16 protein-coding genes are annotated in these 13,995 nt (G+C 63.8%); 12 read left to right on the plus strand and 4 right to left on the minus strand.

Annotated features, from left to right (window positions below; translation table 11 throughout):
* Window positions 1-8: 8 nt before the first annotated feature.
* Window positions 9-1,025, plus strand: a complete 1,017-nt coding sequence (hrcA, locus tag AC07P1_RS27220; protein ID WP_315220145.1) for a heat-inducible transcriptional repressor HrcA — start codon at window positions 9-11, stop codon at window positions 1,023-1,025.
* 138 nt (window positions 1,026-1,163) lie between these two features.
* On the opposite strand, the gene fur is transcribed toward hrcA, so the two are convergent.
* Complete coding sequence (gene fur, locus AC07P1_RS27225; protein WP_090325074.1) at window positions 1,164-1,592, minus strand: ferric iron uptake transcriptional regulator; 429 nt, start codon at window positions 1,590-1,592, stop codon at window positions 1,164-1,166.
* 293 nt (window positions 1,593-1,885) lie between these two features.
* On the opposite strand from fur, the gene AC07P1_RS27230 reads away from it, so the two are divergent.
* From AC07P1_RS27230 to AC07P1_RS27250, 5 genes are read left to right on the plus strand one after another with little or no spacing between them, the layout of a single operon-like run.
* Entirely contained in the window at window positions 1,886-2,536 is a 651-nt protein-coding gene (locus tag AC07P1_RS27230; RefSeq protein ID WP_494698776.1) for an outer membrane protein assembly factor BamE, read from the plus strand.
* A gap of 10 nt (window positions 2,537-2,546) precedes the next feature.
* Complete coding sequence (gene dapB, locus AC07P1_RS27235; protein ID WP_494698777.1) at window positions 2,547-3,356, plus strand: 4-hydroxy-tetrahydrodipicolinate reductase; 810 nt, start codon at window positions 2,547-2,549, stop codon at window positions 3,354-3,356.
* The gene (locus AC07P1_RS27240; protein WP_494698778.1) at window positions 3,353-4,039 is read left to right on the plus strand and encodes a MotA/TolQ/ExbB proton channel family protein; all 687 of its coding nucleotides are present in this window, start codon (window positions 3,353-3,355) and stop codon (window positions 4,037-4,039) included. Before dapB ends, AC07P1_RS27240 begins: the two co-directional genes overlap by 4 nt.
* Window positions 4,040-4,065: 26 nt before the next feature.
* Window positions 4,066-4,500 (plus strand): ExbD/TolR family protein, encoded by a 435-nt coding sequence (locus tag AC07P1_RS27245; protein WP_494698779.1) that lies wholly within the window; start codon window positions 4,066-4,068, stop codon window positions 4,498-4,500.
* Window positions 4,500-4,826, plus strand: coding sequence for a barstar family protein (locus AC07P1_RS27250; RefSeq protein WP_494698780.1), 327 nt, complete (start codon window positions 4,500-4,502; stop codon window positions 4,824-4,826). Before AC07P1_RS27245 ends, AC07P1_RS27250 begins: the two co-directional genes overlap by 1 nt.
* Window positions 4,827-4,954: 128 nt before the next feature.
* Here AC07P1_RS27250 and map read toward each other — a convergent pair whose 3' ends face one another.
* The 3 genes from map to AC07P1_RS27265 all read right to left on the minus strand — a co-directional run bounded on the left by map (window position 4,955) and on the right by AC07P1_RS27265 (window position 7,171).
* Window positions 4,955-5,764 carry a type I methionyl aminopeptidase gene (gene map, locus AC07P1_RS27255; RefSeq protein ID WP_494698781.1) on the minus strand — a complete coding sequence of 270 codons (810 nt, stop codon included), beginning with the start codon at window positions 5,762-5,764 and terminating at the stop codon, window positions 4,955-4,957.
* A 196-nt stretch (window positions 5,765-5,960) separates the two neighbouring features.
* On the minus strand, window positions 5,961-6,326 hold the full coding sequence (locus AC07P1_RS27260; protein ID WP_494698782.1) for a VOC family protein: 366 nt from the start codon (window positions 6,324-6,326) through the stop codon (window positions 5,961-5,963).
* 83 nt (window positions 6,327-6,409) lie between these two features.
* Window positions 6,410-7,171: an AraC family transcriptional regulator gene (locus tag AC07P1_RS27265; protein WP_494698783.1), complete on the minus strand. Its 762-nt coding sequence runs from the start codon at window positions 7,169-7,171 to the stop codon at window positions 6,410-6,412.
* Window positions 7,172-7,292: 121 nt separating this feature from the next.
* Here AC07P1_RS27265 and leuS point away from each other — a divergent pair, with 121 nt between their 5' ends.
* The 6 genes from leuS to AC07P1_RS27295 are packed head-to-tail and all read left to right on the plus strand — an operon-like array spanning window position 7,293 to window position 13,941.
* On the plus strand, window positions 7,293-9,935 hold the full coding sequence (leuS, locus tag AC07P1_RS27270) for a leucine--tRNA ligase (protein ID WP_494698784.1): 2,643 nt from the start codon (window positions 7,293-7,295) through the stop codon (window positions 9,933-9,935).
* Window positions 9,936-9,966: 31 nt separating this feature from the next.
* Window positions 9,967-10,569: an LPS-assembly lipoprotein LptE gene (locus tag AC07P1_RS27275; protein ID WP_494698785.1), complete on the plus strand. Its 603-nt coding sequence runs from the start codon at window positions 9,967-9,969 to the stop codon at window positions 10,567-10,569.
* A 9-nt stretch (window positions 10,570-10,578) separates the two neighbouring features.
* Window positions 10,579-11,595 (plus strand): DNA polymerase III subunit delta, encoded by a 1,017-nt coding sequence (gene holA, locus AC07P1_RS27280; RefSeq protein ID WP_090325103.1) that lies wholly within the window; start codon window positions 10,579-10,581, stop codon window positions 11,593-11,595.
* 35 nt (window positions 11,596-11,630) lie between these two features.
* Window positions 11,631-12,902 carry a glutamate-5-semialdehyde dehydrogenase gene (locus tag AC07P1_RS27285; protein WP_494698786.1) on the plus strand — a complete coding sequence of 424 codons (1,272 nt, stop codon included), beginning with the start codon at window positions 11,631-11,633 and terminating at the stop codon, window positions 12,900-12,902.
* A gap of 9 nt (window positions 12,903-12,911) precedes the next feature.
* Window positions 12,912-13,328, plus strand: coding sequence for a CopD family protein (locus AC07P1_RS27290; protein WP_494698787.1), 417 nt, complete (start codon window positions 12,912-12,914; stop codon window positions 13,326-13,328).
* Between the two features lie 10 nt (window positions 13,329-13,338).
* A complete protein-coding gene (locus tag AC07P1_RS27295) occupies window positions 13,339-13,941 on the plus strand; it encodes a 2-hydroxychromene-2-carboxylate isomerase (protein ID WP_494698788.1) in 603 nt (200 codons plus the stop codon).
* The last annotated feature ends 54 nt before the right edge of the window (window positions 13,942-13,995 follow it).

Consider the following 13,995-nt stretch of genomic DNA (forward strand, 5'->3'; position numbering starts at 1 on the left):
TATACAGTATGCAACTCGACACACGCGCTCAAACCCTGCTCAAAGCCCTGGTGGAACGCTATATCGCGGACGGCCAGCCGGTCGGCTCGCGCGCGCTCTCCAAGATCTCCGGCCTTGACCTGTCGCCGGCGACGATCCGCAACATCATGGCCGACCTCGAGGAGCTCGGCTATGTCGCCAGCCCGCACACCTCGGCCGGCCGGGTGCCGACGCCGCGCGGCTACCGTATCTTTGTCGATACCTTGCTGACGGTGCAACATCTGGACGAGCAATCGGTCGAGGGCCGCATGCGCCTGCAAGCGCCGCAGCCGCAGAAAATGATTTCCAACGCGGCGCAGATGCTGTCGTCGCTGTCGCAGTTCGCCGGCGTGGTGCTCAGCCCGCGCCGCGAATCGGTGTTCCAGCAGATCGAATTCCTGCGGCTGGGGGAGAAGCGCATCCTGCTGGTGATCGTCGGCCCCACCGGCGACGTGCAAAACCGCCTGCTGCTGACCGATGTCGATTACAGCCCCACGCAGCTGATCCAGTCGGCCAACTACATCAACCAGAACTACGGCGGCCTGGCCTTCGACGAGGTGCACACGCGATTGCAGACCGAGGTACGCCAATTGCGCGACGACATGGGCCGGCTGATGCAGGCGGCGGTGGAGGCGGGCAGCGAGGCGATGGCGGACAACTCGGACGACATGGTCATCGCCGGCGAGCGCAACCTGCTGTCGGTGAGCGATTTGTCGTCGAACATGACGTCGCTGCGGCAGATGTTCGACATGTTCGAGCAAAAGACGGGCTTGATGCAGCTGCTCGACGTGTCGAGCAAGGCCAGCGGTGTGCAGATTTATATCGGCGGAGAATCGAGCCTGGTGCCGATGGACGAGATGAGCGTGGTGACCGCGCCGTACATGGCCAACGGCAAGATCGTCGGCACCCTGGGGGTGATCGGCCCCACCCGCATGGCCTATGAGCGCGTGATACCGATCGTCGATATCACGGCCAAGTTGTTGTCGAACGCCCTGAGTCATAATTGACACCGATAGCGTATCTGACCACGTAGGGCGGATTAGCGCAGCGTAATCGGCCATGCATGCATGCCGGCGGCTCAAAGATGGCCGATTACGGCGTGCCGCCTAATCCGCCCTACGTGTTTTCGTGGTTTTACGCGGCGATTACGGCCGGTGCGGGCAGGCCGTCTTGATGCAATTGCCATAAATCGCCAGCGCGTGCTCGGCGATCTTGAAGCCGCGCTCCTTGGCGACCATCTGCTGGCGCGTTTCGATCTCTTCGTCGAAGAACTCCTCTACCCGGCCGCAGTCCAGGCACACCAGGTGGTCGTGGTGCGATCCCTCGTTGAGCTCGAAGATGGCCTTGCCGGTTTCAAAGTGGTTGCGGTTCAGCAGGCCGGCCTGTTCGAACTGGGTCAGCACGCGGTAGACGGTGGCCAGGCCGACGTCCATATTGTCGGCCAGCAGGATCTTGTAGACATCCTCGGCCGTCAGGTGGCGGACGTCGCTGTTCTGGAAGATGTCCAGGATTTTAAGGCGAGGCAGGGTGGCTTTGAGGCCGCTGGCCTTCAGATCGGTTGGATTGTTACCCATGTTGGACACTCTTATTCTGGTTGGCGATAGCTAGCCCACAGTTTAACGCACTCCGCGCCGCGCCGCACTCATTGCCTCCACTTATTGCGGCCTTTATCGCGGCCCTTATTGCGGCATCGGCGGGCGGACCGCGTTTGCAAACATTTACACTTGCGCCTTGCAAAACAAGGACATATCCCGGGTTTTACAGGATAATGCTGTCACTTCGCGTGCCCGCGCGGCCCCATCTCGCACCATGTGCTTTATGATATAGCGTTTTTCGGCATTTCCGCTCGACCAGATTGAGGACACTTATGCGCGTCACCCCGGCTTTATTGCAGTCTTTGTCGCACCGTTTTACCCGCCGTGCTCCGTTGCTCGCAGGCGCCGTCTGCGTCGCGCTGGCCGCCGGCGGCTGTGCTTCCAACACCACCTTGGGCGAGAAATCGAACCAGGTCAAGGAAACCGGGATCACCCTGGACGCCAGCAAGGGCGCGCAAACGACCACCATCACCCCGCTGCAAAAGTTCATGTGGTTCTTCTCGCCATACCGTCCTGATATTCAGCAAGGCAACTTTGTATCCGAGGAAATGTTGGCGCAGTTGAAAGTTGGCATGACGCGCGACCAGGTCCGCTTCATCTTCGGCACCGCGCTGCTGACCGATCCGTTCCACGCCAACCGCTGGGACTACGCGTTCCGCATGGCCAAGGGCAACGGCGAAGTCACCACCAGCCGCGTCATCGTCTTCTTCGACAACGACGGCAAGGTCGCGCGCTGGGAAGGCGGCAACCTGCCGACCGAGAAAGAATACATCGCCCGCATCGCCGGCCCGGCGCCGAAGATCAAGAAAAACCCGGACGCGCCGGAGAACAAGCCGTCGCCGACGGCGCCGCCTCCGACGACGGGGACCGACAACGCCGCGCCCGCGCCGGTTGGCGTCACGGTGGGCAACCAGAACAAATAAGGAAGCACGCATGACCGCAATGAATATCGCCATCGCCGGCGCCAGTGGCCGCATGGGCCGCATCCTGATCGAAGCCGTCGAGAACGCGCCGGACGCGCGCCTGGCCGGCGCCCTGGACCGCGCCGGTTCGGCCGGCGTCGGCGGCGACGCCGCCGCCTTCCTCGGCAAGCCGGGCGGCGTGCTGGTGCAGTCGGACCTGGCGCAAGGCTTGGCCGGCGCCCAGTACCTGATCGACTTCACCCGTCCCGAGGGCACGCTGGAGCATCTGGCCTACTGCGCCGAGCACGGCATCAAACTGGTCATCGGCACCACCGGTTTCGACGACGCCGGCAAGGCCGCCATCGCCGAAGCGGCCAAGAAGACCGCGATCGTGTTCTCGCCCAACTTCAGCGTCGGCGTCAATGTCACGATGAAGCTGCTCGAGCAGGCCGCCAAGGCGCTGTCGAACGGCTACGACATCGAAGTGATCGAGGCGCACCACCGCTTCAAGGTCGACGCGCCGTCCGGCACCGCCCTGAAGATGGGCGAAGTGATCGCCGGCGCGCTGGGCCGCGACTTGAAAGAGTGCGCCGTCTACGCGCGCGAAGGCGTCACCGGCGAGCGCGATCCGTCGTCGATCGGCTTTGCCACCATCCGTGGCGGCGACATCGTCGGCGACCACACCGTGCTGTTTGCCGGCATCGGCGAGCGCATCGAAATCAGCCACAAATCGAGCAGCCGCGCGACCTACGCGCACGGCGCGCTGCGCGCCTGCCGCTTCCTGGCCGACAAGCCGACCGGTTTGTTCGACATGTATGACGTGCTGTCGCTGAACGGATGACGCCCGCCGTCGCCAACCAGTTCACCCTGGCCCATTACTGGGAGCAGGGCGACGGCATCAGCCACGCGGTGGCGTTCGTGCTGCTGGCGATGTCGCTGGTGAGCTGGTTCTTCATCCTGTCGAAGGCCTTCGCGGCCTGGCGCGTGCGCCGCAGCTCCCCGGCCGTGCAGGCCTTCTGGGAAGCGCCGACGATGGGGGACGGCGTGGCCGCGCTGGAACTGGCCGACCCGGAAAAAATCTACCTGCCGCTGGCGCAGCAGGGCGCGGCGCAAATCAAGGTGGCCGAACGGCCGTCGCTGGGCGGCGAGATGGACCGCGCCGCGCAAGTCACGCGCGTGCTGCGGGTGGCGATCCAGCGCTCGACCAACCGCCTCGAAGGCGGCCTGACCGTGCTGGCGTCGATCGGCGCGACCGCGCCGTTCGTCGGCCTGCTGGGCACCGTCTGGGGCATTTACCACGCGCTGGCCAATGTCTCGGCCAGCGGCACCGTGCAAATCGACAAAGTGGCCGGCCCGGTCGGCGAGGCGCTGGTCATGACCGCCATCGGCCTGACGGTGGCGATTCCGGCGGTGCTGGCGTTTAACGCCTTCAACCGCGTCAACCGCCTGACCCTGGCGGAGCTGGACGCGTTCGCGCACGACCTGCACGCCTATCTGACCACCGGCGCGCGCGCCGGCAAATAACTGTTCAATTTGAGCCGGGAGCAAGCATGAGCTTTGGCGCATTCAACCACCACCGCCAGCCGGGGCCGATGGCCGACATCAACGTCACGCCGATGGTCGACGTGATGCTGGTGCTGCTGGTGATCTTCATCCTGGGCGCGCCGATGTTCACCAGCGCGGTCAAGCTCGACCTGCCGAAGGCGCAGGCGCCCACCAGCCAGCAGCAGGCCGAGGCGGCCACCGTCACCTTGGCCATCGACGGCAAGGGCAAGATCTTCTGGAACAACGAGCCGCTTGAACGGGAGGCGCTGGAGGCGCGCCTGGTCGAAGCGGCCGGGCAGGACCCGCAGCCGGAGCTGCAACTGCGCGCCGACAAGGACACCCGCTACGAAGTGGTGGCGCAGGTGATGGCGGCGGCGCAGACCAATGGATTAACGAAACTGGGGTTCGTCACCGACCCGAAGAAAGTAGAGAAGAAATAATGGCAACCGCAGAATTGAACGGCGCGGCGATCACCGATATGGACAGCTTCCACGCGGCCTGCAAGGCGGCGATGGGCTTTCCCGACACGTATGGCGCGACGATGGACGCGTGGGTCGATTGCCTGAGCTATCTGCGCGACGACGACGGCATGAGCAAATTCCGCCTCAAGCCCAACGAGGTGCTGGAGATCGTCATCAAGGACGCCGATGCGATGAAGGCCGCCGCGCCGGATATCCTGGAAGAGGTGACGTACTGCGTGGCCGGCATCAACGAGCGGTATGAGGATTACGGCGAGAAGCCGGCCTTGAAGCTGACGTTGAAGTAAACGAAGCGCCGCCACTAAAACACGTAGGGCGGATTAGCGCAGCGTAATCCGCCGTGCATGCGCCGTCGGCGGCTCAACGATGGCCGATTACGGCGTTCCGCCTAATCCGCCCTACGTGTCTCCGTTGTTTAGCCCACGATCGGGATCTGTGCCTTGGCGCCGGTCTCGCCGGGCGCCAGGGTCAACACCTCGAACCCGGTCTCGGTCACCAGCACCATATGCTCCCATTGCGCCGACAGCGATTTGTCGCGCGTCTCGACGGTCCAGCCGTCGTCCAGTTCCTTCGTGGCCGCGCGGCCGGCGTTGATCATCGGTTCGATCGTAAACAGCATGCCCGGCTTGAGCACCACGCCCTGGCCCGGACGGCCGTAGTGCGTCACTTGCGGCTCCTCGTGGTAGACCTGGCCGATACCGTGGCCGCAATAATCGAGCACCACGCTGAAGCCGGCCTTCTCCGCCACCGTCTGAATCGCGAAACCGACGTCGCCCAGGGTCGCGCGCGGCTTGACGGCGCGGATGCCGGCCCACATCGCCGCATACGTCGTCTCGACCAGCTTGCGCGCCGCCTTCGACGGCTCGCCGACGTAGTACATGCGGCTGGTGTCGCCGTGCCAGCCATCCTTGATGACGGCGACGTCGATGTTGATGATGTCGCCGTCCTTCAGCACTTCCTCTGGCGAGGGGATGCCGTGGCAGACCACGTGGTTGATCGAGCTGCATACGGTGGCAGGGAAGCCGCCGTAGCCGACGTTGGCCGGGATCACTTGCTGCACGTTGACGATGTAGTCGTTGCACAGCTGGTCGAGGTAGGCCGTGGTCACGCCGGCCTTGATGTGCGGGCCGATCATCGTCAGCACGTCGGCCGCCAGCTGGGCGGCGACGCGCGCCATGACGATTTGTTCGGGCGACTTGATCATATTGGCGTTACGGCGGGACATGGACTACCTTTTTCTTTTCGAAGGGGCGTAGTTTGCCACAAACTGGCGGTAAAGCCGAACCACGGAAACACGTAGGGCGGATTAGCGAAGCGTAATCGGCCAACGCGTGCTTCGTCGGCGGCTCATCGATGGCCGATTACGGCGTTCCGCCTAATCCGCCCTACGTGGAACAGCGGTAATTTGGATGGCACCGGCCTTAGCGTACCTCTTTCACGTCGAAATGCGGGTTGTAAATCAGGCACAATAAATTGCCGAACGGGTCCGCCAATTCGACCGTTTTGATGTTTTCGCCGACATCCTGGACGGCGCCGTGGATGGTCGCGCCCAGCGCCACGATGCGTTCGACTTCCGCCTGGATGTCGTCGACGCCCCAGTACACCATGCCGCCGGCCGTGGCCGGCCGCCCATCCGGGATCAGGCCCAGTTCAAAGCCGCCGACGCTGAAGCCGACATAAAACGGCTGGTCGAAGTAGGGCGCGGTGTCGAATACTTTTGCGTACCACTCCTTGGCCGCCGCCAGATCGGCCACCGGATACACCAATGTGCGTAGTCCCTTGATCATGATGATAGTCTCCATAACGATGTCTAAAACATCATCTTGGCATATCCGCGGCGGCGGCGATTGTAAAAATGGAAGCTGAGCGCCTAGCCGGCCCGCAAAAAGCCTTCCGGCGCGCTGCCGGCGAATTCCTGGAAATCGTGGATCAGGTGGGACTGGTCGAAGTAGCCGCATTCGAGCGCCAGCCGCGCCCAATCCGGCGCCGGCGACGCCTTGAGTGCCGCCGTGGCCCGCCGGAAGCGGCAGATGCGCGCGTACAGTTTGGGCGACAGGCCGACCCGCGTGCGGAACTGCGCCGCCAGGTGCTGGCGCGAGACGCCTAATCGCGCCGCCAGATCGTCGATCCGCACGTCGCCGGCACTGGCATCGAGCACGCCCAGCGCGCTCCGCACCAGCGCTCCCCCGCCGGGCGTCGACCCGACATCGCGCAGCCGCCGCAATAATTGTGTTTCAATTAATGCAATGCGCTCGCGGTCGGAGAGTTCATGGGTCCACAGCGCGTCGGCCAGCCGGTCGGCGTCGCCGCGTCCCCACAGCAGGTCGATATCGGCCCGCTGATCGGTCAGCGCATGCAGCGGCGTCGCCAGAAAGGCCCCGGCCGCCCCCGGCTTGAAGCGCACCGCCACCGTGCCCACCGGCCCGGCGCTGGCCACCACAATGGCGCTGCTCATCATGCCGACGGCGAAAGCGGGCCGGCCGCCGTCCTGCCACAGGATGTCGACGCAGTTATCGGGCAGCACCCGGTGCGTATGCGCCCGCCCGGGCGCGACGGCGAGCACGCGCGCCGTCCACATGCAGTCGACATGGGCGCTCAACGCCGGGTGGGGAGGGTATTCGCGGTAAAGCATGCGGTTATCTTACCGTCCGGACGGCGCCAAGGGGCCACTCTCGTGCGCTGGAGGCGGTTGAGCCAGTATAATGTCCGGTTCATATTCCTTTTTTGCCGGGCCACGCCGGCCGCACACCACCATGCAAGATAAATATAGTCCCGCCGACGTTGAACAAGCCGCGCAATCCCACTGGAAGGCCATCGACGCCTATAAAGCCGTCGAGCACGATCCGCGTTTCCCGAAAGGGAAGTACTACGCCTGCTCGATGCTGCCTTACCCGTCGGGCAAACTGCACATGGGCCACGTCCGCAACTATACGATCAACGACGTGATGTACCGCTACCTGCGCATGAACGGCTATAACGTGCTGATGCCGATGGGCTGGGACGCGTTCGGCATGCCGGCGGAAAACGCGGCGATGGCCAACAACGTGCCGCCGGCGCAGTGGACCTATTCGAACATCGCCCACATGCGCGAGCAGATGGAGTCCATGGGCCTGGCGATCGACTGGTCGCGCGAGATGACCGCCTGCAAGCCGGAATACTACAAGTGGAACCAGTGGATGTTCCTCAAGATGCTCGAAAAAGGCATCATCTACAAAAAGACCGGCACCGTGAACTGGGATCCGATCGACCAGACCGTGTTGGCCAACGAGCAGGTCATCGACGGCCGCGGCTGGCGTTCGGGCGCGCTGATCGAAAAGCGCGAGATCCCGATGTACTACGCCCGCATCACCGACTACGCCGACGAGCTGCTCGAACACGTCGACAGCAAGCTGCCCGGCTGGCCGGAGCGCGTGCGCACCATGCAGGCCAACTGGATCGGCAAGTCGACCGGCGTGCGTTTCGCCTTCCCGCACCAGATCAAGGACGCCGACGGCCAGTTGATCCAGGACGGCAAAATGTACGTCTTCACCACCCGCCCGGACACGATCATGGGCGTGACCTTCTGCGCCGTGGCGGCCGAGCATCCGCTGGCGATCCACGCCGCGCAGACCAACCCCGAGCTGGCGGCCTTCAACGCCGAGTGCAAACTGGGTTCCGTGATCGAGGCCGACATGGCGACGATGGAGAAGAAGGGCATGCCGACCGGCCTGTTCGTCACCCATCCGCTGACCGGCGAGCAGGTTGAGGTCTGGGTCGGCAACTACGTGTTGATCACCTACGGCGACGGCGCCGTCATGGGCGTGCCGGCGCACGACGAGCGCGACTTCGCCTTCGCCAAAAAATACAAGCTGCCGATCAAGCAGGTCATTCAGGTCGAGGGCCAGCAATTCTCGACCGACGCATGGCAGGAGTGGTACGGCGACAAGGCCGTCTCCATCGTCACCAACTCGGGTAAGTACGACGGCCTGTCCTACGCCGACGCGGTCGACGCGGTGGCCGCCGACATGGCCGCCAAGGGCCTGGGCGAGAAGAAGATCACCTTCCGCCTGCGCGACTGGGGCATCTCCCGCCAGCGTTATTGGGGCACGCCTATCCCGATGATCAACTGCGCCGATTGCGGCTCGGTGCCGGTACCGGAAAAAGACCTGCCGGTGGTGCTGCCGGAAGACTGCGTACCGGACGGCAGCGGCAATCCGCTGAACAAATACGAAGCCTTCCTCAAGTGCGATTGCCCGCAGTGCGGCAAGCCTGCGCGCCGCGAGACCGACACCATGGACACCTTCGTCGATTCGTCGTGGTACTACATGCGCTATACGTCGCCGGGCGCCAACGAATCCATGGTCGATGAGCGCAACGATTACTGGATGCCGATGGACCAGTATATCGGCGGCATCGAGCACGCTGTTTTGCACTTGTTATATGCGCGCTTCTGGACCAAGGTGATGCGCGACTTCGGCATCGTCAAGTTCGACGAGCCGTTCACCAACCTGCTGACGCAGGGCATGGTGCTGAACGAAACCTACTTCCGTGAGGATGAAGCGGGCAAGAAGACCTGGTTCAATCCGGCCGACGTCGAAGTGACGCTGGACGACAAGGGCCGTCCGCAAGGCGCCGTGTCCAGGGACGACGGCCAGCCGGTGCAGATCGGCGGCACCGAGAAGATGTCGAAGTCGAAGAACAACGGCATCGATCCGGCCGCGCAGATCGGCCAGTACGGCGCCGACACCGCGCGCCTGTTCACGATGTTCGCCTCGCCGCCGGAGCAAACGCTGGAATGGTCGGGCAGCGGCGTCGAAGGCGCCAACCGCTTCCTGCGCCGCGTTTGGGCGTTCGGTTACGCGCAGGCGTCGCGCATCGAAGCGGCATTGAACGGTCCCGCCGCTCCTGTCGCCACCGAACCGCAGAAAACCCTGCGCCGCGAACTGCACAAAATCCTGCAGCAGGCCGACTATGACCTCAAGCGCATCCAGTACAACACCGTCGTTTCGGCCTGCATGAAGATGCTCAACACGATCGAATCGGCGAAGCTGGACGACAGCGCCGAATCGAACGCGCTGGTGGCCGAGGGCTTCTCGATCTTCCTGCGCTTGCTGAATCCCGTGGCTCCGCACATCACCCACGTGTTGTGGGAGGAGCTGGGTTACGGCAAGGCGCATGGCGACATCCTCAACGCGCAGTGGCCGCAGGTCGATCCGGCGGCGTTGGAACAAGCCGAGATCGAGATGATGATCCAGGTGAACGGCAAACTGCGCGGCAGCGTGGTCGTCGCCAAGGGCGCCGACAAGGCCACCATCGAGGCGGCGGCGCTGGCCAGCGAAGCGGTACAGAAATTCATCGAGGGCACGCCGAAGAAGGTCATCGTCGTGCCGGGCAAATTGGTCAACATCGTTGTTTAACAGATTAGCGGACGGATCTCGGATGACTAACATGGCAAGCAGGTCCCGGTTGTTCCAGCGCGCGCGCCTGTGCGGTGTTGTGCTGGCGGTGTCGCTGACGGTGTCGGCATGCGGCTTCCATCTGCGCGGCGACGGCGGCCACTACACGCTGCCGTTCCCGACGATGTACGTGGGACTGCCCGAGTCGTCGCCGCTGGCGGTCGATTTGAAGCGCAACATCAACGCCAACGGCAGCACCACCGTCGTCAAGACGGCGAAGGAGGCCGACGGCATCGTCGAGGTGATCTCCAATCCGGAGCACACCAAGACCAAGACCATCCTGTCGCTTAACAGCAATGGTCGCGTGCGCCAGTACCTGCTTCAGTACAGCATCGTGTTCCGCGTGTTGGACAAGCAGGGCGCCGTGCTGCTGCCGCCGACGTCGATCGCGCTGAGCCGTCCGATCGACTTCAACGAAACCCAGTTGCTGGCCAAGGAGCAGGAAGAGGCTTTGCTGTACAAGGATATGCAGACCGACCTGGTACAGCAAATGATGCGCCGTATCGCCGCCATTAAATTGACGCGCATGTCGGTGCCGGCATCTACGCCGAATCCGGCGCCGACCCAGTCGGCACCGGCCGTGCCGATCCTGTAAGGGCACGTTATGCAATTGCGGTTGGAAGCGCTGGACGGCCATTTGACGAAGTCGTTGTCCCAGCTGTACGTCATCACCAGCGACGAGCATCTGCTGGCGCTGGAGGCGGCCGACAAGATCCGCCGCGCCGCGCGCGCGCAGGGCTATTCGGAGCGCGACGTGCTGACCGTCGAGCGTAGCTTCAAATGGGGCGAACTGCTGGCGGCCAATCAGGCGCTGTCGCTGTTCGGCGATAAGAAGCTGATCGAGCTGCGCATCCCGACCGGAAAACCCGGCAAGGACGGCGGCGCGGCGCTGCAGAACTATGTGAAGGATCTGAGTCCGGACAACCTGACCTTGATCACCCTGCCCAAGCTGGATTGGCAGACGCAGAAGGCGGCCTGGGTGGCCGCGCTGCAGCAGGCGGCGGTGTATATCGACATCGCGCAGATCGAACGGGCACATTTGCCCAACTGGATAGGCCAGCGCCTTGCCGCGCAGGGGCAAAGCGCGGACCGGCAAAGCGTGGACTTCATCGCCGACCGTGTCGAGGGCAACCTGCTGGCGGCGCACCAGGAGATCCAGAAGCTGGCCCTGTTGCACGAACCGGGCAAGCTGACCTACGAGCAGGTGCACGACGCGGTGCTCAACGTGGCGCGCTACGACGTGTTCAAGCTCAGTGAGGCGATGTTGTCGGGCGATCCGGCGCGGCTGGTGCGCATGCTCGAAGGCCTGAAAGGCGAGGGCGAGGCGCTGCCGCTGGTGCTGTGGGCGGTGTCGGAGGAGATCCGCACGCTATTGAAACTGAAGTCGGGCATGGCGCAGGGCAGGCCGCTCGGCGCGCTGCTCAAGGAATACCGCATCTGGGGGCCGAAAGAGCGCATGATGGACCCGGCGTTGCGGCGCATCTCGCTGCCAACCCTGGAGGCGGCGATGAAGGACGCGGCACAGGTGGACAAGATGATCAAGGGCCTGCGCGCCAAGGCGCACAACGGCGATGCCTGGGACGCCATGCTGCAGCTGGCGTTGAAAGTGGCGCGCGGCTGAAGTTTTAAGAACGCAGTGAACATCGTGGGATGAACATGGATATCAAGCACTACATGGAACAACTGGGCCAGCAGGCGCGCAAGGCATCGCGCGCGATGGCCCGTGCCGACAGCGCCACCCGCAACCGCGCGCTGACCCTGATCGCCGACGCCATCGAACGCGACGCCGACCAGCTGCGCGCCGCCAATCAGCTCGACATGGACGCGGCGGCCGCCAACGGCCTGGCTCCGGCGATGCTGGACCGCCTGGCGCTGTCCGACAAGGCGATCGCCACGATGGTGGAAGGCCTGCGCCAGATCGTCGCGCTGTCCGATCCCATCGGCGAGATCTCCGGTTTGAAATTCCGCCCCTCGGGTATCCAGGTCGGCCAGATGCGCGTGCCGCTGGGCGTGATCGGCATCATCTACGAATCGCGTCCCAATGTCACCGTCGACGCGGCGGGGCTGTGCATCAAGAGCGGCAACGCCACCATCCTGCGCGGCGGCTCGGAAGCGATCCACTGCAACCGCGCCCTGGCCAAACTGGTCAAGGAAGGACTGGCCGGCGCCGGCCTGCCCGAAGACGGCGTGCAGGTGGTCGACACCACCGACCGCGCCGCCGTCGGCGCGCTGATCACCATGCCGCAGTATGTGGACGTGATCGTGCCGCGCGGCGGCAAGGGCTTGATCGCGCGCCTGATGGAAGAGGCGACCGTGCCGATGATCAAACACCTGGACGGCATCTGCCACGTCTACATCGACGCCAAGGCCGATCTGAAGAAGGCCGTGGACATCGGCTTCAACGCCAAGTGCCACCGCTACGGCACCTGCAACACGATGGAAACCCTGCTGGTCGCGCGCGCGATCGCGCCGACGGTGCTGCCGCAACTGGCCGCGCTGTACGCCACCAAGGAAGTCGAGCTGCGCGCCGATGCCGAAGCGCTGGCGATCCTGTCGGCGGCCGGCTACCCTCATCTGGCGGCCGCCACCGAGGAGGACTGGTCGACCGAGTACCTGGCCGCGATCCTGTCGGTGAAAATCGTCGACGGCATCGACCAGGCGATGGAGCACATCAACCAGTACTCGTCCAAACACACGGAATCGATCATCACCGAGGACCACAGCGACGCCATGCGCTTCCTGCGCGAAGTCGATTCGGCGTCGGTGATGATCAACGCCTCGACGCGCTTCGCCGACGGCTTCGAATATGGCCTGGGCGCCGAAATCGGCATCTCGAACGACAAGCTGCACGCGCGCGGTCCGGTCGGGCTGGAAGGTTTAACGTCGTTGAAATACGTGGTATTCGGTCACGGTGAAGTTCGTCAATAAAGGATAGCTATGCTCTGGATTAAGGCGCTGCACATTTTCTTCGTCATCTGCTGGATGGCCGGCGTGTTCTACCTGCCGCGCATCTTCGTCAACCTGGCGATGGAAACCAACGCCGCCACCACCGAGCGCCTGACGCTCATGGCGCGCAAGTTGTACCGGTTTTCGATGTGGTTGTCGGTGTTCGCCGTGGTGTTCGGCGCGATCCTGGTCTACATGCAGTACGGCGCGAAAATGCCGGGCTGGATGCACGCCAAGCTGCTGCTGGTGGTGCTGGTGGTCGGTTATCACCACGCCTGCGGTTCGCTCCTGAAGAAGTTCGAGAAGGGCGTCAACACGCGCAGCCACAAGTGGTTCCGCGTCTTTAATGAAGTACCGGTGTTCATGCTGTTGGCCATCGTGATCCTGGTTGTCGTCAAACCGTTCTGATCGGAGCATCATGAGCAAAGTCTGTCAGTATTTTTTCGCCATTCATTCGCCGTGGACCTATCTGGGACATGAGCGCTTTATCGCGATCGCGCGCCAGCACGCGGTGCAGATCGAGGTGCGTCCTTTCGATCTGGGCAAGGTGTTCGGCGTCTCCGGCGGCCTGCCGCTGGCCAAGCGCGCGCCGCAGCGCCAGGCCTACCGGCTGGTCGAACTGACGCGCTGGTCGGAGTTCCTCGGCGTGCCGATGAACGTGCAGCCGAAGTTTTTCCCGGTGTCGCCCGACCTGGCCAACCGCATGGTGATCGCCGCGCGCCTGACGCACGGCGTCGACGTCGCGCTGGAACTGGCCGGCGCCATCATGCGCGGCCTGTGGGCAGAAGAGAAGAACATCGGCGACGAGGACACGCTGGCGCAGATCGCCGGCGGTTGCGATCTCGATGGCCGCGCGCTGATCAAATCGTCGGAGACGGCCAGCGTGCAGGCCGAGTACGACCGCAACACCGAGGACGCCACCGCCGCCAATGTATTCGGCTCGCCGTGGTATGTGCTCGATGGGGAAAGCTTCTGGGGCCAGGACCGCCTGGACTTCCTGGAGCGCGCAATGCGGAAGTAAAGCAGCACCGTAGCAAACGAAGTAACGGTTTTTGGTTTTTCAACGGACAAAAGG

It is taken from the genome of Duganella sp. GW821-FHT07F09 (assembly GCF_059418705.1).